Annotated in this window: 21 protein-coding genes and 1 tRNA gene; 9 read left to right on the top strand and 13 right to left on the bottom strand. The window is 36.0% G+C overall.

Annotated features, from left to right (window positions below; translation table 11 throughout):
• Positions 1-380: 380 nt before the first annotated feature.
• Complete coding sequence (locus R4Z10_RS11080) at positions 381-794, bottom strand: CoA-binding protein (protein ID WP_338469369.1); 414 nt, start codon at positions 792-794, stop codon at positions 381-383.
• A 245-nt stretch (positions 795-1,039) separates the two neighbouring features.
• Between R4Z10_RS11080 and plsY the strand changes: the two genes are divergently transcribed.
• The 3 genes from plsY (at position 1,040) to R4Z10_RS11065 (ending at position 2,931) form a co-directional block, all read left to right on the top strand.
• Positions 1,040-1,627, top strand: coding sequence for a glycerol-3-phosphate 1-O-acyltransferase PlsY (gene plsY, locus R4Z10_RS11075; RefSeq protein ID WP_338469368.1), 588 nt, complete (start codon positions 1,040-1,042; stop codon positions 1,625-1,627).
• Positions 1,628-1,824: 197 nt separating this feature from the next.
• Positions 1,825-2,547: a HAMP domain-containing sensor histidine kinase gene (locus R4Z10_RS11070; protein WP_338469367.1), complete on the top strand. Its 723-nt coding sequence runs from the start codon at positions 1,825-1,827 to the stop codon at positions 2,545-2,547.
• A 156-nt stretch (positions 2,548-2,703) separates the two neighbouring features.
• A complete protein-coding gene (locus R4Z10_RS11065; RefSeq protein ID WP_338469366.1) occupies positions 2,704-2,931 on the top strand; it encodes a hypothetical protein in 228 nt (75 codons plus the stop codon).
• Between the two features lie 10 nt (positions 2,932-2,941).
• Here R4Z10_RS11065 and R4Z10_RS11060 read toward each other — a convergent pair whose 3' ends face one another.
• From R4Z10_RS11060 to acnA, 9 genes are all read right to left on the bottom strand, one after another.
• Positions 2,942-3,235 (bottom strand): hypothetical protein, encoded by a 294-nt coding sequence (locus R4Z10_RS11060; protein ID WP_338469365.1) that lies wholly within the window; start codon positions 3,233-3,235, stop codon positions 2,942-2,944.
• A 63-nt stretch (positions 3,236-3,298) separates the two neighbouring features.
• Positions 3,299-3,715, bottom strand: coding sequence for a thioesterase family protein (locus R4Z10_RS11055; protein WP_338469364.1), 417 nt, complete (start codon positions 3,713-3,715; stop codon positions 3,299-3,301).
• Positions 3,716-3,747: 32 nt separating this feature from the next.
• Complete coding sequence (locus R4Z10_RS11050; RefSeq protein WP_338469363.1) at positions 3,748-6,093, bottom strand: AAA family ATPase; 2,346 nt, start codon at positions 6,091-6,093, stop codon at positions 3,748-3,750.
• A 165-nt stretch (positions 6,094-6,258) separates the two neighbouring features.
• Positions 6,259-6,480 carry a small acid-soluble spore protein Tlp gene (gene tlp / locus R4Z10_RS11045; RefSeq protein ID WP_338469362.1) on the bottom strand — a complete coding sequence of 74 codons (222 nt, stop codon included), beginning with the start codon at positions 6,478-6,480 and terminating at the stop codon, positions 6,259-6,261.
• 118 nt (positions 6,481-6,598) lie between these two features.
• Positions 6,599-6,841, bottom strand: a complete 243-nt coding sequence (locus R4Z10_RS11040) for a YkuS family protein (protein ID WP_338469361.1) — start codon at positions 6,839-6,841, stop codon at positions 6,599-6,601.
• A 123-nt stretch (positions 6,842-6,964) separates the two neighbouring features.
• Positions 6,965-7,108 (bottom strand): acid-soluble spore protein N, encoded by a 144-nt coding sequence (locus tag R4Z10_RS11035; RefSeq protein ID WP_338469360.1) that lies wholly within the window; start codon positions 7,106-7,108, stop codon positions 6,965-6,967.
• 157 nt (positions 7,109-7,265) lie between these two features.
• A complete protein-coding gene (locus tag R4Z10_RS11030) occupies positions 7,266-7,397 on the bottom strand; it encodes an FbpB family small basic protein (protein ID WP_338469359.1) in 132 nt (43 codons plus the stop codon).
• Positions 7,398-7,633: 236 nt separating this feature from the next.
• Positions 7,634-8,143: a TlpA disulfide reductase family protein gene (locus R4Z10_RS11025; protein WP_338469358.1), complete on the bottom strand. Its 510-nt coding sequence runs from the start codon at positions 8,141-8,143 to the stop codon at positions 7,634-7,636.
• A gap of 181 nt (positions 8,144-8,324) precedes the next feature.
• Entirely contained in the window at positions 8,325-11,030 is a 2,706-nt protein-coding gene (acnA, locus tag R4Z10_RS11020) for an aconitate hydratase AcnA (RefSeq protein WP_338469357.1), read from the bottom strand.
• A gap of 267 nt (positions 11,031-11,297) precedes the next feature.
• Here acnA and sspO point away from each other — a divergent pair, with 267 nt between their 5' ends.
• On the top strand, positions 11,298-11,447 hold the full coding sequence (sspO, locus tag R4Z10_RS11015) for a small acid-soluble spore protein O (protein WP_338469356.1): 150 nt from the start codon (positions 11,298-11,300) through the stop codon (positions 11,445-11,447).
• Positions 11,448-11,483: 36 nt separating this feature from the next.
• Here the strand turns inward: sspO and R4Z10_RS11010 are convergent, their stop codons facing one another.
• Positions 11,484-11,744 carry a hypothetical protein gene (locus R4Z10_RS11010; RefSeq protein ID WP_338473222.1) on the bottom strand — a complete coding sequence of 87 codons (261 nt, stop codon included), beginning with the start codon at positions 11,742-11,744 and terminating at the stop codon, positions 11,484-11,486.
• 109 nt (positions 11,745-11,853) lie between these two features.
• On the opposite strand from R4Z10_RS11010, the gene R4Z10_RS11005 reads away from it, so the two are divergent.
• From R4Z10_RS11005 to R4Z10_RS10985, 5 genes are all read left to right on the top strand, one after another.
• Positions 11,854-11,994: a small acid-soluble spore protein P gene (locus R4Z10_RS11005; protein ID WP_338469355.1), complete on the top strand. Its 141-nt coding sequence runs from the start codon at positions 11,854-11,856 to the stop codon at positions 11,992-11,994.
• A 594-nt stretch (positions 11,995-12,588) separates the two neighbouring features.
• Complete coding sequence (locus R4Z10_RS11000) at positions 12,589-12,972, top strand: Hsp20/alpha crystallin family protein (RefSeq protein WP_338469354.1); 384 nt, start codon at positions 12,589-12,591, stop codon at positions 12,970-12,972.
• 82 nt (positions 12,973-13,054) lie between these two features.
• Positions 13,055-14,113, top strand: a complete 1,059-nt coding sequence (gene selD / locus R4Z10_RS10995; RefSeq protein WP_338469353.1) for a selenide, water dikinase SelD — start codon at positions 13,055-13,057, stop codon at positions 14,111-14,113.
• A gap of 94 nt (positions 14,114-14,207) precedes the next feature.
• Positions 14,208-14,281 (top strand) — tRNA-Arg (locus tag R4Z10_RS10990).
• A 1,068-nt stretch (positions 14,282-15,349) separates the two neighbouring features.
• Complete coding sequence (locus R4Z10_RS10985; protein ID WP_338469352.1) at positions 15,350-15,859, top strand: ferritin; 510 nt, start codon at positions 15,350-15,352, stop codon at positions 15,857-15,859.
• A gap of 467 nt (positions 15,860-16,326) precedes the next feature.
• Here R4Z10_RS10985 and R4Z10_RS10980 read toward each other — a convergent pair whose 3' ends face one another.
• Positions 16,327-18,102 (bottom strand): ABC transporter ATP-binding protein, encoded by a 1,776-nt coding sequence (locus tag R4Z10_RS10980; RefSeq protein ID WP_338469351.1) that lies wholly within the window; start codon positions 18,100-18,102, stop codon positions 16,327-16,329.
• Positions 18,086-19,852, bottom strand: a complete 1,767-nt coding sequence (locus tag R4Z10_RS10975; protein WP_338469350.1) for an ABC transporter transmembrane domain-containing protein — start codon at positions 19,850-19,852, stop codon at positions 18,086-18,088. The genes R4Z10_RS10980 and R4Z10_RS10975 overlap by 17 nt, the downstream gene beginning before the upstream one ends.
• Between the last annotated feature and the right edge of the window lie 494 nt (positions 19,853-20,346).

The raw sequence follows: 20,346 nt of genomic DNA, 5'->3' as shown, positions 1-20,346 counted from the left end.
ATGTGTTGAGAATTGTTCCCTTAGTAGGTCTGTTAATCATCTCTATTAATTTTCATGTTATTCTTCATTAAAATGAATAATCCTTTTTTATGACAAAAATTACATTAAAATATTTAAAAACCAACTAAACAAACTAAACCGATCCTTGATTTCTTATCTTTAATTTTAATAACAGAACGAACGTTCCTTGTAATACTATCATACCATATAAAAAGAGTTCATGTTTTATTGTATCGATTTATTTTCATTTGGCAAACGAGTTTTTAAAGAAATGGAGAAAAAAACAATTCTTAACTAAAGTGTTTTGTGGATAAGATTTATTATTTTTGAGAGGAAAATGAAAAGCATGTATCTATAATAAGGTACATGCTTCAAAGTGTTTACCGAGTTAATGCATGCTCAACTTTAATGCAACGATCCATGATTACGGTATATCCTTTTTCTTTTAACAAATTATATGCCTCTTCATTTTCAAGTCCTGATTGTGCCCAATAAATATCTGCATCGATTTCAAGAAACTCTTTAGCCACATCTAATAAATGTTCTGACCTGCGAAACACATTTACGATGTCCACATGTCCCTCAATTTCTTTTAGACTAGCTACAGCCTTTACACCAAGGATTTCGTCTGCTTTTGGATTTACTGGGATGATTTCATACCCTGCATCTTGCATTGCTTTTGAAACCATATGAGAGGTTCTTTCAGGATTATCACTTAATCCAACTACCGCAACCCTTTTTGATTTTTTTAAAATATCACGAATTTCATCTCTTGATGGATTTTCTATAGCCATTACAATTCCTCCATTAGTTTAATATAGAATTATTGTTACCATACTTTCTTAAGTCTAACATATTGTGGAAATGATAAGTAACCTTTTGCTTTTATAAGTCTATTTTTTAAAAGTAAACAACGTAAAGGTTTTTATTGATTTGACAATAGAAAATAGGATTGAAAACAAGGCTAATCGATGGTAACTTTAAATTAGATTTTATTCTATTGAATGATTAGACTTGTAAATGAAGAAGGAGAGTTTGAATGCTTGAAATTGGAATTATTATTTTACTAGCTTATCTAATTGGATCGATCCCTTCAGGACTTATCATCGGAAAGAGATTCTATGGAATAGATATTCGTCAACACGGCAGTGGTAACCTGGGAGGGACCAATACATTTCGCGTTTTAGGCGTAAAAGCTGGACTAACAGTCACTGTCGCTGATATCTTAAAAGGAACTCTAGCTGCTTCGCTGCCTTTTTTCTTTCAATCTGAAATGCATCCGTTACTTGCCGGAATTTTTGCAGTTGTTGGCCATACATATCCGATTTTCGCAGGTTTTAGAGGGGGCAAAGCCGTCGCTACATCAGGTGGAGTATTGCTATTCTATGCACCAATTATGTTTCTCATCATGATTATCGGTTTTTTTGTTTCTCTTTATTTAACAAAATATGTTTCATTATCATCCATGGTTGCTGGACTGGTAGCACTTATTTATTCAATTGCTGTGCGAGATGTCCCTCTGATCATTGTCGTATTTTTATTACTCTCATTTGTGGTTTATCGTCATCGGGAAAATATTAAACGAATTATAAATAAAACAGAACCAAAAGTGAAATGGTTAGGCTAAAAACAAGCCCGTGAGTGGGCTTGTTTTTCCTTTTAATAAAAATAGCCGTTGCTAACTTAACCAACTTTTAGTACATGTTAGTAAATTAGACCTATTTTGACTAATTTTTACAGCATTTGCTCATAATTGTCAATTTTCATCATAGTATTTTATTAATCGTTTCATACGGTTAAAACTGTTATAAGGATGCGATAATCATGAGAACATCGAATACTTCCAATGAAAGCTCACCTTCAAACCAGTCTATTAATCCTCAATCCAATCAGAATCTATTTGCCATTCATTTAGCACATGAAGTTCGAAACCCTTTAACAACGATAAAGGGGTTTCTACAGCTATTAAAAACCGATTTAACGGATCAAGAGAAAAATGATTATGTTGATATTGCTGTTGATGAAATCGATCGAGTTAGTATCCTTCTTAATCAATTCTTAAGCGATAAAAACTCAACATTCATTCAACAAAAAGAAGTCGTTTCTCTTAATGAGTTAGTGATTAATCTTATTGAGTTATTTGAAATTGAGACAAAAGAGAAGAAGATTAATTTAACATGCTCGTTAACGGATCATAATGTACTCATTTCGATTAATCAACAGCAACTTAAGCAAGTAATGATCAACCTACTTAAAAATGCCATCGAGGCGATTGAAGAAAGCGGCAAAGAGGATGGAACGATTGACATGATAACTGAGATAAGTGGACAGTCTGTCTTCATCCATATTTGTGATAATGGGATTGGAATGCCAATAAAAGTAAGGGATAATCTGTTTAATCCTTTCTTTACAACGAAGAAATTCGGTACTGGAGTTGGATTATCTATTTGTCAAGAAATTATTCATGACAGTAATGGCCAGATACGAGTTTCAACAGAACCGAATAAAGGCACTAAATTTACCATTGAATGGCCATCATCTAAATAAGATCTTAAAGCACGCAAGTTAAGCAACAACTAACTTGCGTTTTTTCTTGTTCAATATATTGACATGAGGATGTAATAAAACGGCCATAAACAAAATGAAAAAGCTGCACCTTATTGATATAAAATAAAAGTAACAAAATAACAAGGGGGAACTCTAATGTCTAACAATGCGGAAAAAACTTACCAATTCGTAGCATCCTTAACCGAAAGTGAAGATAAAAATGAATTTAACATTGAAATTTTTTCCTTGTCAGAAGATAGTGATGAGCCATCCGCACCAGAGATCGTGATTCATAATTTTGATGAACTCATTTCATTTTTTGAGGAATTAGATGATACAGACTTTAACGAGACAGAAAAAGTACTAGAATCTATTTTTGGCTAACGATCATGACCTAAGTCCAAATATGGTCTGTTAAGCCCTCTTTTTTCAATATCTCTATTTGCTTCTTGCCTAATAGATCAAAATGAGAATAACCATTTTTCCTATAATCGATCCATTCAGGTTTTAGACCATACTGTTTCCCCCAGAGTAATAGCTTTTGTAAATCTCTACACCCTACCTTTGTCACCGTCTTACAATCTGGAAATCGATCATCTATCCAGTAATGGGTTAGAAAAGCAATCTCGCCCTGATCTATTTTTGATTTCCATTCTAAAAGCTGTTTCCTTGAAATCCCAAATGCCAAGATCCCTCTCTCCTTTAAAATAAATGGTAAGAAAGGGCTCCTATAATGAGGGGCCCCTTTCTTCTATTTTTTAACTTCTTCATATTTTTGAAACCATTCAGGAAAACTCTTTTTAAATTGTACAGGTCTGAAGTTATCTTTTTTGACGACAATGTGGGTTGTTGTTCCCTCTGCGTATACCTCGTCTTCATCATTTACAATTTGATAGCCATAGACGGTTTTTAAACCATCATTTGAGTCAACCCATGCCTTAACAAACGCTTTGTCACCATACCGAACAGGTCTTTTATAAACACAATAAACATCATAAACTGGAGCAAAATATCCTCTTTCTTCCATTTCAATATAACTGAAACCAAGATCCTCGATTAATTGTGTTCGACCTAGTTCAAACCATTTTAAATAATTAGCATGATACATAACCCCCATCATGTCAGTATCCGCATACAATAATTGTATTTCTGTTTTAGAAATGAACATTTTTTCCCTCTCCAATCCTTTTTCATATCCTATCAATCAAGGGTGCTGCCTACTTTATTAACAGCAGTCTCAATATCATCTTTTTCAATAATGGTTGCATCCTTTGGAGAAAATGGCTTATTTTCCATCATAAGTCTCTGAGCTTGAATCTGAATGGCTTCATTAATAAGGTTAGTAGCAAACCGTCCATTCCCAGTAACTGGATTTTCCTCTAGATAGGTCAACAACCATTCTTCAGCCTCATCCGTTAAATGAAAGTTAAATTTCTCTCCGTATAATTTAATAATCTGAACAAGTTCAATGCTGCTATAATCTTTAAACTCAATAAACTTTTTAAACCTTGATTTTAATCCAGGATTACTTTCTAGTAGACCTTTCATTTCATTTGAATAGCCAGCTAGAATCACCACTAGATTTTCATTATGTTTAGTCATTTCATCTACGAGTGTATCAATTACTTCTTTTCCAAAATCCCCAGCCGTTTGTCCCAATAAAGAATAAGCTTCATCAATAAAGAGAACTCCACCGAGCGCATCCCGAATTTTTCGCTTTGTCTTTAAAGCGGTTTGTCCAACATAACCCGCGACAAAGTCTGCACGACTTGTGATAACTAGATGGCCTCTTTTTAATAACCCACAGTCTTTTAGAAGTTCAGCATAGATTTTAGCAACGGTTGTTTTACCCGTTCCAGGATTTCCTGTAAAGACAGAATGGAGTTGAATGGGGACAATTGGCAAACCATGATCCCTTCTAAAAGTTTGCATTTTAACAAATGAGATAATTGACTTTACCTCTTCTTTAACATTTTCTAAGCCCACTAATTGATGGAGTTCCTGTTCTGGCTCATTCTTAACCTTAGGATCATCCTTACTGAAATCGACTTTATCTAGTACCGAAAAGACCAATAAATCATCATACGATTGATGATTGGCCCCTTTATTAAAAATAGCCTCTAGTATCAAATTCTGCACGGTTCGCGCATTCCCAAATGAATTATCGACTCTTTCCTTTTCAATTTGGTCCTCAAGCGCCAATTTTCCTTCATCCGTTAAGATGTAATCATTTTCAGCAGCAAACTTCTCACCAATCATAATCAGTTCTTCATTTGTATAATCAGGAAGAGTGAGGTGATTTGACATTGGGAAGCGGCTTCTCAGTCCAGGATTTGAATCTAGAAATTGTCTCATTTCCTCAGGATAGCCCGCAAGAATAACTGCAAACTTCCCACCATATTCACTGCTCGTCATTAATGAAACAAGAGTATCAATCGCAACTTGTCCATAATCATTTCCTGACTGACCTTCTCTTTTTAAATTATAAGCTTCATCGATAAATAACACGCCACCTAATGCCTTCTCAACAGCCATGCGAACATTTTCTTCGGTTTGACCAACAAACGCTCCTACTAATTGAGAACGGTCGACCTCAACGACTTCTTTTCTCGGTAGAACGCCAAGTTCGTAATACATTTGTGAGAATAACCTGGCAATGGTTGTTTTTCCGGTCCCGGGATTTCCGGTAAGGATCATATTTAAACTCACTTCATCTTTTGTTTGAAATCCTTTTTCTTTTCTAATTTTTTGGTATTTGAAAAATTGATAAAAGTCATTTACTCTCGATTTCACAGAATGAAGTCCAATCATATCATTTAACTCTTGAAGGGCCTGCTCCGTTGATTGTTCTTCTTCCTGCGTTTCATCTTCAAATAGTAATAGCCATTGACCCTTTAACTCTTCTAGATGGGATAAATGTTGTTTTAATTCATCATAATGAGCGGATGTATAAAACGTACCAACCATAGATCCTTCATAATCATTCGCTGCTTTTAACAACAAGGCAGTCACTTCAATGACTGTTTCTAACAAATCGATCATTTTACCAGAGAAATCATGGGAATCATGAAGCGAATCTTGTAATTTTTTTCTAGAATTCTTTATAGCATCCAACTGTTCTTCAGCATCTTTCAAAAATTGCTGACAAATGGTGATATAAAGCTGAGCAGTTTGTTTCTTAGCTTGTCGGTTATCCGTTTCACGTAGCGGGGGAAAATGCAGATCTTCAAATAAGTGTCTGCTGCTTTTCCATTCATGTGTTGCCACATACTCTTTTGCCTTGAAATTACTTGGATCAAGTTCGATCGCTTTTTCTAACCAAGAAAGTACCAATGATTCCTTTTTTCCTTTTGAAGAAGAAGATAAGGCTATAAGCGTCAATAACCTTGATGCGTTCATTTTACCTTCTTCTTCATTTAAATCTATTTTTTGGAGTAATTTAATCATTTCACCCTCATTATCGATATATCCTAATTCTTTCAGTTGTTGTTCCCATTCTTTAATGAGATCATTTTGATTCACGTGCTTTTTAAGTCTGTTTCCCATTAACTAACACCACTTCTTTACGACATTTATTTATATAACAAATCTTATTCTATCATATTTTTTATAGGGAATATTCTTTGGGGTTTGTATAGCAGAGATATAAGAAAGAAATAACCCACTGAATATTCATTCAGCGGGCAAAAATAATGATAACCTTTACCTTAATTAGTGTGCACGATTTTCGTCTTTAATTTCAGCACGCATCGCTTCGATACTTTCACGACGGCGCTCATTTTTTGCTTCCACTCGAGCTCGATCTTCACCACTTAAATTTTGCATTGTTTGTTCAGCCTTACGGATATTATCGTCCGTATTCACAATCATCTCTTGTAATTTCTCTACATTATCACTTCGATCATCTGGGTTAGGTCTGTTATTATAAGCCATGCATATCCTCCTTATCATGTTGAAGGTACGAGTCTAGTTTGTCTAAAAATTTTTATTACACATGTAGGATTTGATTTTAGGTCTGGTGTACCAGAAAACACTTTAATCTAAAGTTATCCTACTTCTTTTTACTTTCAATTCGCTGTACGATTTCATCAGCTGAAAGTCCACTAGCCTCGATAACCGAACCGTTCGTTAAGGCATCTTGCATACCCATAACATCTGTATCTAAGCCGGAAACTACACAACAATCAAAGTTTTGAAGATTTGCTCCACTATTAAGTTCAACCACATCATATCCTTTTTCACGTAAAGCTTGTTGAACATTTGTTAAAGAACCTTCTACAGCAATTTTTTGCATAATAACACCTCCTCAATCATTAATTTTTCCTTAATTAAGTTTTATATGTATCCATTTAACGTTTGAATGGCTTTAATAAAAAAAGAGAAATGTCTAAATAAAAGACATTTCTCTTGATATGTGTTATTCGCCCTTTGTTTGCATAACTTGGGCATGTTGTCCAGAATTATCTTGCATTTGTTTTCCTTTATTCCCGCCAAAACTTCTTGACTTTGTCCCAATATGACTTGGCACAAAGTGTTTGCTATCTTTTTTTGGGTTTCCCATTATGATTCCTCCTCTAGATGAAATACTCTCGAGTCTGTTATTACCAGCCGTAATGATGCTGTCGTTACTCCTCAAATAAAAGTATTACCTCTTGAGAGGGCTTTCATTAATGGTAATGTATGACACGGGACACCCATCGGTGAGACCGCAATAATTGTTATTCAGCTTTGCTTAAATGCTTCTTTTCTAAGCGTTCTTCAATTTTTTCAATCGCTTTTTCATCACGCATTAATTGAAGCTTATTCTCATTAACTAATTCTGTGAAAGAACGTTTTCTAGGTTTTCTCATTATAACTTCACCTACCTTACATACTATTATAATGGTTATTATGACCAAAATCTGATTTAATTATTATAAATTTTTGAAAATTAATTTCTTTGCGACCTCATTCGACATATTTCATCTTACATTGACATTATATCAAGGTTTTATCATTTTGATTGTGAGAAAAATCACTTTTTTAAGTTTATTTTTATTATTTTATAAATAAAAAAACACCGATTAGATTTATCAGTGTTTTTTCTCTACATATTATCCGTATATTCTTTCATAAGATCTTGTGTCATGGCTGTTAAGTATTTATATCGGATGATTCCCTCTTGATCTATAAAGTAAGTAGTGGGAATGGTTAACACTTGATATTGGAAATTGACTTCATCTTTCTCATCCAGCAAGATTGGGAAAGTAACTCCCATATCAGAGACAAATTGTTTTACATTAAACTGTGGATCAATATTAACAGCTAAGATCACTACATCTTCTCGGTTTTCTTGATAAAACTTCTCCATGTCTGGCATTTCTTCTTTACATGGTGGACACCATGTTGCCCAAAAATTAATCAAAACTTTTTTTCCTCGATAATCAGAGAGCTTTACGGTTTCACCAGATAACGTCTTTAATTCAAAATCAGGAGCTTTTTCACCTATGGCTAAACCAGGAAGGGTATCCTTTTGTTTCCCTGGTTCCATCGCTTGTACGACAACGACCGCAATTAAAACGAGAAACAAAAAAGTTGCGATCACTTTTTTAACCATAAAATACCTCCGTTCCATCAGTTGTTATGTATATTTTAGCCTAAAGTCATCAATCTATGTAAAAATTTACCTGCGATTATATATGAGACTTTTCTTCATCCTGCTTCATGTTTGTCAGCAGCACATTAGCCTGATAAAGGCACCCTACGAATGACCGTACGGTGCCTTGATAATAGAGATTTTATTTTAATTTTTCGCGAAGAACCATTTGTAAAATACCGCCATGACGATAGTAATCAATTTCTACTTCAGAATCGAAACGAACTAATGCTTCAAATTCTTTCATGTTCCCATCTTTATCAGTAGCTGTTACTTTAACGAGGTCACGTGGACGAACCTTTTCATCAATTTGAACGTTGATTACTTCCTCGCCAGTTAAACCAAGTGTATCAGCGCTTTCTCCTTCTTTAAACTGTAGCGGAAGAACGCCCATTAGTACAAGGTTTGAACGGTGAATACGCTCGTAACTTTCAGCAATTACTGTTTTAATTCCTAAAAGGTTTGTACCTTTAGCAGCCCAGTCACGGGAGGATCCCATCCCATAGTCTTTACCTGCTAAAATCACAAGACCTGTGCCGTTTTCTTTATACTTCATACAAGCATCATAGATTGATGTTACTTCCCCTGTTGGCCAGTATGTTGTGAAACCACCTTCTGTTCCAGGTGCAATTTGGTTACGGATACGAATATTTGCAAATGTACCACGCATCATAACCTCATGGTTTCCACGACGTGAACCATATGAGTTAAAATCACGAGGCTCTACGCCATTTGCACGTAAATATTTACCCGCCGGTGTATTGATCCCAATCGCCCCTGCTGGTGAAATATGGTCAGTTGTAACAGAGTCACCAAATCTACCTACAACACGCAATCCAGTTAGTGGTTTAACTTCATCTGGATCAGGATTTAAGCCTTCAAAGAACGGTGGATTTTGAATATAAGTTGACTTTTCGTCAAATGTATACAATGGCTCATCACTTGTTTCGATTTGATTCCATAATTCATTATCCCCAAATACATTCTCGTATTCTTTACGGAATAGTTCTGGTGTTACAGTTTGTTTAACAACTTTATTAATCTCTGCAGTAGATGGCCAAATATCTTTAAAGTATACATCTTTACCATCTTTATCTTTACCGATTGCTTCATTTTGAAGATCGATATCAACTGTTCCAGCTAGAGCATAAGCAACTACTAATGGTGGTGAAGCTAAGTAGTTTGCTTTTACAAGTGGGTGGATACGTCCTTCAAAGTTACGGTTACCTGATAAAACAGAAGTAACAAGAAGGTCATTTTCTGAGATCGCTTTTTCAACTTCATCTCTTAATGGTCCTGAGTTACCAATACAAGTTGTACAACCATAACCAACAAGGTTAAATCCTAATTGCTCTAAATATGGTAACAGGCCAGAATCACGAAGGTATCCTGTCACCACTTTAGAACCAGGTGCTAATGAAGTTTTCACAAAGCTTGGTACTTCCAATCCTAATTCTACAGCTTTCTTAGCCACTAACCCAGCCCCAACTAAGACGTATGGGTTTGATGTATTTGTACAGCTTGTAATTGCAGCAATTGCAATTGCACCTGTTTTCATTTCGGTATTTGAACCATCTTCAAATTGTACAGTTACTTTCTTGCTAATTTCGTCAGCATTTAATCCAAATCCTTGATTTCCTTGTGGAGCTGTAATCGATTTGTTAAATTCTTCTTTCATCGCTGAAAGTGGAATTAAATCTTGTGGACGTTTTGGTCCTGATAGATTTGCTTCAATTTCAGCAAGATTAATTTCAACTACATCTGTGTATACCGGCTCAAAGGAAGGATCAAAGAATAATCCATTTTCTTTACAATAAGTTTCAACAATTTGGATTTGCTCTTCAGAACGTCCTGATAGACGCAGATACTCTAGTGATTCACCATCTACTGGGAAGAATCCACATGTTGCCCCATATTCAGGCGCCATATTTGCAATAGTCGCACGGTCAGCAAGTGGTAATGCAGGAACTCCTGGTCCAAAGAACTCTACAAATTTTCCTACCACACCATGTTTACGAAGAACTTGTGTAACTTTAAGGGCAAGGTCTGTCGCCGTAGCTCCATCTGGAAGTTCACCAGTTAACTTAACCCCCACTACTTCTGGAACTGGGAAGTAAGATGGTTGTCCAAGCATTCCAGCTTCAGCCTCAATCCCTCCAACACCCCATCCTAGAACACCAATACCATTGATCATAGTAGTATGTGAGTCAGTACCAACTAATGTATCAGGGAATGCTTCAAATTCACCGTCTTCATTTTGTACAGCATGCACAACGTTTGCCAAGTATTCTAAGTTTACTTGGTGAACGATTCCTGTTGCAGGCGGTACAGCACGATAATTATCAAATGCCTTTTGAGCCCAGCTTAAAAATTGGTAACGTTCAGCATTACGCTCAAATTCTAACTTCATATTCAAACCTAAAGCTTCTTGGTTTCCGTATTTATCTACTTGAACAGAGTGGTCGATAACTAGATCAACAGGTTTTAATGGGTTGATTTTGTCTGGATCTCCACCTAAATCAGCCATTGCTTTTCTTAATGACGCAAGATCAACAACTGCTGGTACACCTGTAAAGTCTTGCAAGATTACACGGGAAGGTTTGAATGGTACATCAATTTCTTTAACTTCATTTGTTCCCCATTTAGCAAGGTTTTCAACATGTTCTTTCGTAATAACCCGTCCATCAAGCTGACGTAAAACTGACTCTAATAATACTTTAATCGAATAAGGCAGTTTTGAAACCTTTCCTACTCCAGCTTTTTCTAATGCAGCAAGCTGATAATAATTGTAACGTTTGCCGTTTAAATCAAATGATTTACGGGCTTGAAAAACATCACTCGTTGACATATGTATTACCCCCATTTCTATTCTATTAATATCATAAACAATTTTTCCCTATTTGTCGAAAAGTTTGAATTGTGACAAACTTTTCTGAACAATTTTATTTTAATATAAGGTCAAAAATAAGTAAATATAGAGAAAGACTGTTTTTGAAAACAAAATAACTTGCAGTCATATATGTATGATGCAATTTTATTATATATGAATAACCGTTATCAAGTAATCGAATAATGTTTCTACCGATTGAAATACTATTAAACGGAGGTGACATCCATGGCAAAAAGACGAGCTAACCACGTAATTCCAGGTGCTAACGCAGCAAGTGCACAAGGAAAAGGGGCAGGCTTTAACGAAGAATTTTCAAATGAGCCCTTAACAGAAGCACAAAAATTAAATAATAAAAAACGTAAGAAAAACCAATAACCATAACAAAAGACCCCAGAAATTGGGGTCTTCTTATTATAAAGTATTATTTACATCATTGACAATAGTTCGTAAATCTGACTGAAATTGTTTTAGTTGTGCACGTTGTTTTTCAGATGCAACTTCCAATGCGTTTTCAATTTGTTGGTATGCTTCATTGACCTCATTTTTTAAATGTTTTAATTGATGGCCATAACTTGCAGAGTCCTGAACAATTTCGTGATATAGTTCTTCAACGTCTTCTACTCCTTGCTGTGCTGCTTGGAATGCTTGCTGTTTATTTTTATGATATGGCATCCCACTACCTCCTTTATCAAATTGTAACGTTAAATTGTCCAATCAGAATTGAAAATATTCAGCATAAAATCGGTTGAATTTCACATGTTATAAAGGAGGAGGGATGAACATGGTCAATAAAAACGATGGAAAAGATATGAGAAGAAATCAACCTAAACAATCGGGACAACAAGAACCTTTAAGTGGATCCCATAAAGTAAAAAATCGTAACCATTCAAGACAAAAAGGAAAATCCCATCACGATATGTAAGTAAAAATATTAGTATTTAGAGAAGGTAATAAACTTTACCTTCTCTAAATACATTTATTATAGAGATTCTATATTCTACTCATTAATAACCGGTAAGTGGAGGATATCTGCACCTGTCGCAAGCTTTTGTACAAAAACTTTGCTGATTGAGGATATTACTTTTTACCAGTTATACTCCCTACTGTCACCTACCCACTTTAAAGAAAGATCTACTCCCCTTTTTAGCATTACTTACCTTCACTACTAATTCATTACCAATCTTCAGTAATGTATAACCAAACTACTAGCAGAATCCTCGTATAAGTTAACTTGATCGAGCTATAGCGTTGGGCGAGTTTTTTAACCTACACAAAAACTGTAAAGCTCACTACCTTAAAATACTTGATACTTTTATAAAGATCCCCTTTTCATCCATTAGATTGTGATTTCGACTCCTACTAAATTTTCCGCACTGCCTTGTGTATAAGTGAGGAGTATCAGTAAAAAAGCATACAAATAAGATATCCTCAAAATGAAATATTGCTTTACGGTTATAACATTTTTCACCTTTCATAACCTCTTGCATATTGTAAATCATAGTAAGGAGGATTAGAGATGATGAATCAACAGGATAAGCCACTAGACATCAAAGTTGTTGAAAAATGGCTTGAAAGCTTTTTTTTAGATCCATTAACTTCCTATTTGGATGAAACCATTTTTCGAATTGATCTTTTTGAAACGGCTGACGAATATATAATCGAGGCTCTATTGCCTAAAATGGATAAATGTAATATCAGTATTAAAATTGATGGTGAAAATATCATTATTAGTTCTGGAACTAACTCTGATCGTCAACAAAAGAAACAAAGAACGATTACTTTTCCCTTTAATGTTACTCATCATGAAGTAAAAGCTTCTTTTAATAGTGGAATCTTAGAAGTTTTTATATCTAAATCCCAAATTTATACTGGGAAAAGTCGGTTTGTCCCCATTTCATAAAAACCCCACTTTTATATTTACCAAGTTTGTCACGAAATTTAAATGCATCCCCTTTTAAAAAGCGGTATACTGAAATTTGGAGGTGATGAAAGTGAGCGAAAATGAAAAAATTCGCCTTACTTCTTTTTCAACAAAAGCTGGTTGAGGGTGTAAAATTGGTCCTGAGGACTTAGCGCAAGTTTTGCGTTTACTACCCGAACAAGATGATGCACCTGAACTGCTCGTTGGACGTGAAACTTCAGATGATGCGGGTGTATATCAGCTTACAGATACAATTGCATTAATTCAAACAATCGATTATTTTACTCCAGTCGTAGATGATCCATATATGTTTGGACAAATTGCTGCGGCAAATGCTTTAAGTGATGTGTATGCTATGGGTGGCTCCCCAAAAACAGCTTTAAATATGGTCGGTTATCCAATTAAAAAGCTAGGGGGAGAAATGCTGGCAGAAATCCTTCGTGGCGGCTCTGATAAAGTAAAAGAAGCCGGTGCTATCCTAATTGGTGGCCACTCGATTGACGATCAAGAACCAAAATACGGTTTATCTGTTACGGGAATCGTTCATCCGGAAAAATTCTGGCGTAATGTCGGGGCAAAACCTGGACAAGTTCTTGTTATAACAAAACCAATTGGAGTTGGCATCCTTACTACAGGTATCAAACGTGGTGCTGTATCACCTGAACAAGAGAAAGTGGTTACGGAAACAATGGCCTCGTTAAATAAAATTGCTGCAGAAGTATTGAGTAATTACTCTCCGGGTGCTGTAACAGACGTAACTGGATTCGGACTTTTAGGCCATGGCAGTGAAATGGCTAGTGGAAGCCAAGTAAGTCTAGTGTTTGATTTCCTTAAAGTTCCAATCTTGGACGGAGCCCTTTCATTAGCAAGAGATGGCATCGTGCCAGGTGGCTCAAAAGCGAACCATAATTGGTTAGAAAAAGATGTTCATTATGAGGATATCGCCCCTGAAGAACAACTAGTTTTGTGTGATGCGATTACATCTGGTGGTTTATTAGCTGCTCTTGATCCAATAGAAGCAGATAGCTATGTAAATGCGATGAAAGAAGCTGGGCAAGACGCCTGGATTATTGGAAAAGTGATTGAAAAACAAGAAAAGCTGATTTATGTAAATCGATAAGGAGCGGACCCCGGAGCCACGGGGACCCACTCCCTCTTTTCCAAAATCCATTGACGAATAAATACCTGAAGTTTATAATATATAGTTGTCATAGGTCCCAGTAGCTCAGTAGGATAGAGCAACAGCCTCCTAAGCTGTAGGTCGGAGGTTCGAATCCTCTCTGGGACGTAGAAGAAATCTTGTGATTAGAAAAACGTTGATTTAATAATGTTTATCCACTATTTTAAGTGGCTAAGGACATTTCGTTAAATTGACGTTTTTTTTATTATTTTTTAACAACACTGTAAGACTCATGAAATTGTGTATGTTAGGCAATCAACCGTAGGATTAGATCGACCGTAACTGAATTTTACTGAATGTCAGAAGAGTTATTGAATAATTATGCATACTTAAGAGTGTTCTCTCGATTATTTTGATAGTTTTATACGTTGTATCGTATATAAATACATTCTTTTAGATAAGTGATTAAAATGTATAAACAATTATTATTAAGTTTAGTTCTTTTTGTATGTTTAACTACTTTGTTAGCATGGGTAGCACCCTTTCCAATTTTTATTTTTTTAGTTGTGTGTAACGGGATTATAATATATGGAGTTGTAGGTTATTATGGTGCGAAGATTATTCTTTTTACTGTGTATTTAGCACATAGTGTGGTTTGTGTCTTAAAAGTCCTTTAGAGCGGATTCCAATGAAAATAGTTTACGCCTCATCATTTTTAAAACATTTTTTTCAATAAAAAATTGCTCCACTACATCTTTATTTAACGACTTCAAAGCTTTGTTGCAAATTGCTAATTACAATAACCTTTCATCTATAATGTCAATCATGTAAAAAGCCAAAATATGCTAGTTTGTATAAAAACCTGCGTATAATTTTTCCCTATTCACCTGTTAGATTAATTGAACAACGTTGATGTAACTTTGGATTATTGTACTTTTGTGGGGCGACTATTATACTTTATTACTGTGTATTTAGCACATTGTGTTTTTAGTATATTATAGCAAATAAATGTATGTATATATTTACCTTACCAATTTCATCCTTACATGATCTAAGATGTTTTTTTTATCATAAGGATGACAAGTCCTATGTTAATGATTATGAATGAATACTCTAAGACCGATTATTTATTATGTTATTTATTATCCTATAGAGGACCCGATATATTAATGGGAACCATTTTCCTGGATGTTTATATACTATGGGAATAAACTTCATGGAGTGGGAGTGAAGAACATGAATGAGGAACTTCAAAGGTTATTTAATAATTTGATTCAAACTGAACATGTATCAACGACTTTATATCTTGCTATGTCTGCATATATCGGGAAATTAAACTTAACAGGTATAGCTCACTGGTTAAGATTGCAATCAGAAGAGGAAAGAACACATATGCTCACCTTAATTGATTTTGTTGTAAATCGGGATGGTACTGTCCTACTAAGCAGTCTCCCCGCTCAACCAAGCGATTTTGGTACACCGCTAGAAACTTTTCAAAAAGTATTAACTCATGAACAATTTGTTACAAATTCTTATCGTCAAGCCTATAACTACGCCAATCAAACAGACCCGCAAGCTGCTGTCATTATACAAGACTTTTTAAGAGAACAGATCGACGAGGAAGCACAAGTAAAAACCATTATTGATCGGCTTAAACTTGCTGAAGGAAACCCTTCTGCCCTTTTATTATTAGATCAGGAATTAGGAGCCAGAAAAGCTACAACAACCGCTCCAGCAGCAGGATAACTTTGCCATTGACTAACACACTGTACACCTGATAAGAATAAGCTTAAATAAAATAAATAATTCTATCTAACGAGCTCAAATGAATTGGCTGCTTTAGATCAATCGGCAACTTGCAAAGCATTAAGTTAGAAAAGTAGTGGCAGTTCCTGATTTTTCTTTCATTTATGAACTGGTAATAGCTCTGTACTCAAGAAGTAGATCGCCGAAGTATAACCTAGTTAACCTAATTGTATAGCTTATAATTATCAATTACATTCGCTATTCCTTCAATGCACCAAACAATCGAAGATGTGAATACGAACACGGTTTGTTGCTGGTTTTTAGAAATGGATACTTATGATAAAATCGATACAAAGCGAGAAAATCAAAAAGGGGGTCTGAGATGAAATTCATCTCGGACCCCCTCTTGACGACTAGTTGAAAATATAACGAAGAGCTACTGTTACGAAAATAATTTGTGACTAGCATTACGACACGACAAGTCCATTTTGCAACTGGAACATCTGATAATAGAGTCCTTTTTGTGCTAATAGTTCTTGGTGTGTTCCTCTTTCAACAATATTTCCTTGGTGCAAGACGAGAATTAAATCAGCATCTTGAATCGTTGATAACCTGTGCGCGATGGCAATCGTCGTTCTTCCTTTACGCATTTTTGCTAGAGCAGCTTGAATTTCTTCTTCTGTTTCCGTATCAATATTAGCCGTCGCCTCATCGAGAACGAGAATCTTTGGATTCGTAGCAATGGTTCTGGCGAATGCAATAAGCTGCCGCTGTCCGCTAGAGAAAGCAGAGCCACGCTCAACGACTCGATGCTCATAACCATTCGCTAACTTTTCGATAAAGCGATGTGCCTGAACAAACTCCGCTGCCTCTTTTACTTTTTCACCTGTCATTGAATCGTTATGCAAACGAATATTATCCTTTACCGTCCCATAAAATAGGAAAGGGTCTTGAAGGACAAGTCCCATTTTTACCCGTAACTCCTCACGTGAATATTCCTTAATTGAAATCCCATCGATGAAGATATCCCCTCGCTCAAATTCATAAAATCTCATTAGCAAATTAATGATTGAACTTTTGCCGCTACCCGTATGACCGACCAAAGCGACCGTCTCACCGGGTTTTGCAGTGAAGGAAATCTGATTGAGCACATCCTTTTTCCCATCATAGGAGAAACTGACATCACGAAACTCAATTTCCCCGTCTTTGATTTTTGTTCCAACCGTATTCTTTTGTTTCGGTGCCATTTCTGATTCATCAAGCAGATGAAATACCCTGCCAGCAGCAATAATGGCTTGTTGATACAACGATAGCTGCCTCATCACGTCATTCACTGGCCTAAAGAAACGATGCAAATACGTTGTAAAGGCATATACCACACCAATTTCGACAGGACTATTCAAAGAGGTAATCCCGAAATAGCTTAGTGCCATAATTAAAGAACCAATATACACGAGCTCGACTGCAGGTCTTAAGAGCAAGCTGTCTAGTTTAATATTTCTGCGACCGGCAAGAAAATGCTTTTCGTTGATTTCAGAAAACTCTCTTTCTAGTCTTTTCTGCTGTCTGAACATTTGGATCATGGCCATTCCCTGCAATGATTCATTCAGTTTTGCATTCAGCTCACCTAATCGTTCACGCATTTCCGCATAATAACGTGAACTGTATTTCCGATATAGCTTTATGATCAAAAAGACAAGCGGAAGAATGATTAAACAAAATGCTGCCAATTTAACATTTAAAATGAACATCGCAATAAAAATACCGATAAGCATAAATCCACTTTGGATAAAGCTAGCGAGAACCGTTACAAACAGTTCCTTTATTGCCTCTGTATCATTCGTAACTCTAGAAACCGTACTGCCAGCTGGAGTTTTATCAAAATATCTTAAACCTAACCCTTGTACCTTTGTAAAAACATCCACACGGATTTTTTGAATGATTTTTAAAGCGATCTCCTGAAATTTATATTGTTGAAAATACGTAATAAACGACCTTGCCACTTGAATCGCAAGGTAGCCTCCTCCTAAAACGAGCAATGGCTGAAGTGGAAGATGTCTCGGTGCTAAATATTGATCAATAAAATATCCAATCATTAGCGGTCCGACAATTTCTCCCAATGTAGCCAGCGTAAGCAGGATAAAGGCAAGGATAATTTTTTTATAATGAGGGGTCGTATAGGAAAGCAGTCGAAGAAGGATCGTACGCTGCTCCTGTTTCGTAAATTCAGTTCGTTTTCCCATGTGATCCCCCTTTCTCTACAAGTGCTTCTAACTGCTGATGGAGATACATTTCCTTGTACCAACCATCCTGTTCCATTAGCTCATCATGTGTACCCATTTGGGCAATCTCTCCTTCATCAAGAACGAGAATTATATCTGCATGCTGAATCGCACTTAAGCGATGCGCTGTAATAATCGTTGTTTTTCCAGCACGAGTTTCCCTTAATGATGCGAGTATCCCCTCTTCCGTTTTTGCATCAACGGCAGATAAGGAATCATCGAGAATTAAGACTTCTGGTTGCATTAATAATGCTCTTGCAATAGAAATCCTCTGCTTTTGTCCACCGGAAAGTGAGACGCCTCTCTCACCAACAATCGTATCATATCCATCCGTAAATTGAAGTATGTCTTGATCTACTTTCGCTAATTTCGCAGCAAGATGAACCTCTTCAATTGAAGCATCCGGCCTCGCAAATGAAATATTTTCTGCAACAGTCGCAGAAAATAGAAAATGCTCCTGCGGCACATAACCAATTGCTTCACGAAGCCGCTCAAGTTTATATTCATCGATACGCCTTTCACCTATCAAAATATCTCCATTAAAACCTTCACTCTCCCGAATGAGAAGTTTTAATAAAGTTGTTTTTCCAGCCCCTGTTTTTCCAACAATGCCAAGGGTTTCTCCCCTTCTTAACCTAAAGTGGATTTGTTTTAATACAGGCTTCTGTTCTCCTGGGTAAGTAAAATCATCCAGATGAAACTCAATGTCCCCTGTCGGAACTTGATCGAGCGCATTTGGCGTATCTTTTACATCCACTGGCTCCTCCAAGATCGATCTTATCCTGTCATAAGAGGCTCTGCCTCTTTCCAAAATATTAAACAGCCAGCCAAATGCTAGCATCGGCCAGACTAAAAGCCCTAAATAGGCATTAAATGAGACGAGTTCTCCTATAGTAATCATTCCGTCGATGACAAACTTCGCGCCAAAAGCAATGGATAAGAAAAAAGAGACTCCTACAATACTAGCAATGGTTGGATCGTATAAGGCATCCACTCGTGCAACGGCTAAGTTCTTTTTCACAACATCTGCTGATTGGTTATAAAAATCTTCAATATCTTCCTTTTCTTGACCAAATGTTTTAATGACTTTAATTCCTGTAATACTCTCCTGCGTTTTGTCGTTCAAAGACGAAAAGGCTTGTTGCGCCTTGTAAAATCGTTTATGAAGCAAACGCCCATACCAGTTCGTCATAATTGCCATTAGTGGCATTGGGATTAAGCAAATCAGCGTTAATTCCCAGCTGATCGTCGTTGCCATGACCACAACGACGGCAATCCCAATCGTCAATGAATCGACCATTGTTAATACGCCGGCTCCTGCGGTCTGCTGAATCGCCTGTAAATCATTCGTCGCATGAGCCATTAAGTCCCCTACTCTTTTCTTTTGATAGAAGGTTTGCGACATCTTCGTAAAATGAGTATACAGCATATCCCGCAACTGTCTAGAAAGCTTATAAGCGGAGCCAAAAATCATGGCCCTCCAAAAATAGCGAAAGACATACATGGAAATGCCTGTGACCGTTAAAACGATCATCCATGTCAGAAGCTCTCTTCCGGTTAAAGTCCTATCTTTGATCGCATCTACAATAATCCCAATGATTTTTGGCGGAAGCAACTCAAGCATCGCTACCACAATTAATAAAAGGATTCCTACAATATATGGTCTTTTTTCTTGTTTAAAAAACCACTTCAAATCCATAAAAACCTTCATTCAACCACCTCCTGTAAAATCATAAGAAGATGAAACTTTTTCAGCTTCTCTTTGCTAACTAAAAAGCACTCATTTGCGAGCGCTTGTCATCTAACATTTTAACTACTAAATGATGTGAATTGTCGTATCAACCCAATTCACTTAAAAACTAAAACTATCAGCGGATACAAGTTTACAGAAAAACTAGGCAGTTTTCAAACAGAAAGAAATATCTCTTCTATTAATAATAGTCTATTAATTGTCTAGTTTAAGCAAGAGATTCAACTCTTATATCTTCAAAGCAGGATAAAACAAGAGCTTTATAATCACCTTCAAAATATAAAAACCACTCATTCTGCTTGGCGACCAACAGAAAAAGTGATTATTTTTTTAATGCGATTCCAATATTTATAAGGTTGTTCCTTATTATCAACATATTTAAAAATTTGTTCGTTTCCATCTTCTTCGCCTAATGCTACATCAGGTTCATTTAATGTCGACAGAGATTTTGCTAC

The sequence above is a fragment of the Niallia sp. XMNu-256 genome (assembly GCF_036670015.1).
GTDB lineage: Bacteria > Bacillota > Bacilli > Bacillales > Cytobacillaceae > Bacillus_BD.
The sequence above is the reverse complement of the archived record's forward strand: the minus strand, read 5'-3'. Positions and strand labels throughout refer to the sequence as shown.

Excerpts from the sequence above, each read along its gene's own strand:
- sspO (WP_338469356.1), top strand. The coding sequence starts at position 11,298 with ATGGCAAAAAGACGAGCTAACCACGTAATTCCAGGTGCTAACGCAGCA.
- R4Z10_RS10985 (WP_338469352.1), top strand. The coding sequence starts at position 15,350 with ATGAATGAGGAACTTCAAAGGTTATTTAATAATTTGATTCAAACTGAA.
- R4Z10_RS11065 (WP_338469366.1), top strand. The coding sequence starts at position 2,704 with ATGTCTAACAATGCGGAAAAAACTTACCAATTCGTAGCATCCTTAACC.
- R4Z10_RS11025 (WP_338469358.1), bottom strand. The coding sequence starts at position 8,143 with ATGGTTAAAAAAGTGATCGCAACTTTTTTGTTTCTCGTTTTAATTGCG.
- plsY (WP_338469368.1), top strand. The coding sequence starts at position 1,040 with ATGCTTGAAATTGGAATTATTATTTTACTAGCTTATCTAATTGGATCG.
- R4Z10_RS11070 (WP_338469367.1), top strand. The coding sequence starts at position 1,825 with ATGAGAACATCGAATACTTCCAATGAAAGCTCACCTTCAAACCAGTCT.
- R4Z10_RS11040 (WP_338469361.1), bottom strand. The coding sequence starts at position 6,841 with ATGCAAAAAATTGCTGTAGAAGGTTCTTTAACAAATGTTCAACAAGCT.
- R4Z10_RS11035 (WP_338469360.1), bottom strand. The coding sequence starts at position 7,108 with ATGGGAAACCCAAAAAAAGATAGCAAACACTTTGTGCCAAGTCATATT.
- R4Z10_RS10980 (WP_338469351.1), bottom strand. The coding sequence starts at position 18,102 with ATGGGAAAACGAACTGAATTTACGAAACAGGAGCAGCGTACGATCCTT.
- acnA (WP_338469357.1), bottom strand. The coding sequence starts at position 11,030 with ATGTCAACGAGTGATGTTTTTCAAGCCCGTAAATCATTTGATTTAAAC.
- R4Z10_RS11055 (WP_338469364.1), bottom strand. The coding sequence starts at position 3,715 with ATGTTCATTTCTAAAACAGAAATACAATTATTGTATGCGGATACTGAC.
- tlp (WP_338469362.1), bottom strand. The coding sequence starts at position 6,480 with ATGGCTTATAATAACAGACCTAACCCAGATGATCGAAGTGATAATGTA.
- R4Z10_RS11005 (WP_338469355.1), top strand. The coding sequence starts at position 11,854 with ATGGTCAATAAAAACGATGGAAAAGATATGAGAAGAAATCAACCTAAA.
- R4Z10_RS10975 (WP_338469350.1), bottom strand. The coding sequence starts at position 19,852 with ATGAAGGTTTTTATGGATTTGAAGTGGTTTTTTAAACAAGAAAAAAGA.
- R4Z10_RS11030 (WP_338469359.1), bottom strand. The coding sequence starts at position 7,397 with ATGAGAAAACCTAGAAAACGTTCTTTCACAGAATTAGTTAATGAGAAT.
- R4Z10_RS11000 (WP_338469354.1), top strand. The coding sequence starts at position 12,589 with ATGATGAATCAACAGGATAAGCCACTAGACATCAAAGTTGTTGAAAAA.
- R4Z10_RS11050 (WP_338469363.1), bottom strand. The coding sequence starts at position 6,093 with ATGGGAAACAGACTTAAAAAGCACGTGAATCAAAATGATCTCATTAAA.
- R4Z10_RS11080 (WP_338469369.1), bottom strand. The coding sequence starts at position 794 with ATGGCTATAGAAAATCCATCAAGAGATGAAATTCGTGATATTTTAAAA.
- R4Z10_RS11010 (WP_338473222.1), bottom strand. The coding sequence starts at position 11,744 with ATGCCATATCATAAAAATAAACAGCAAGCATTCCAAGCAGCACAGCAA.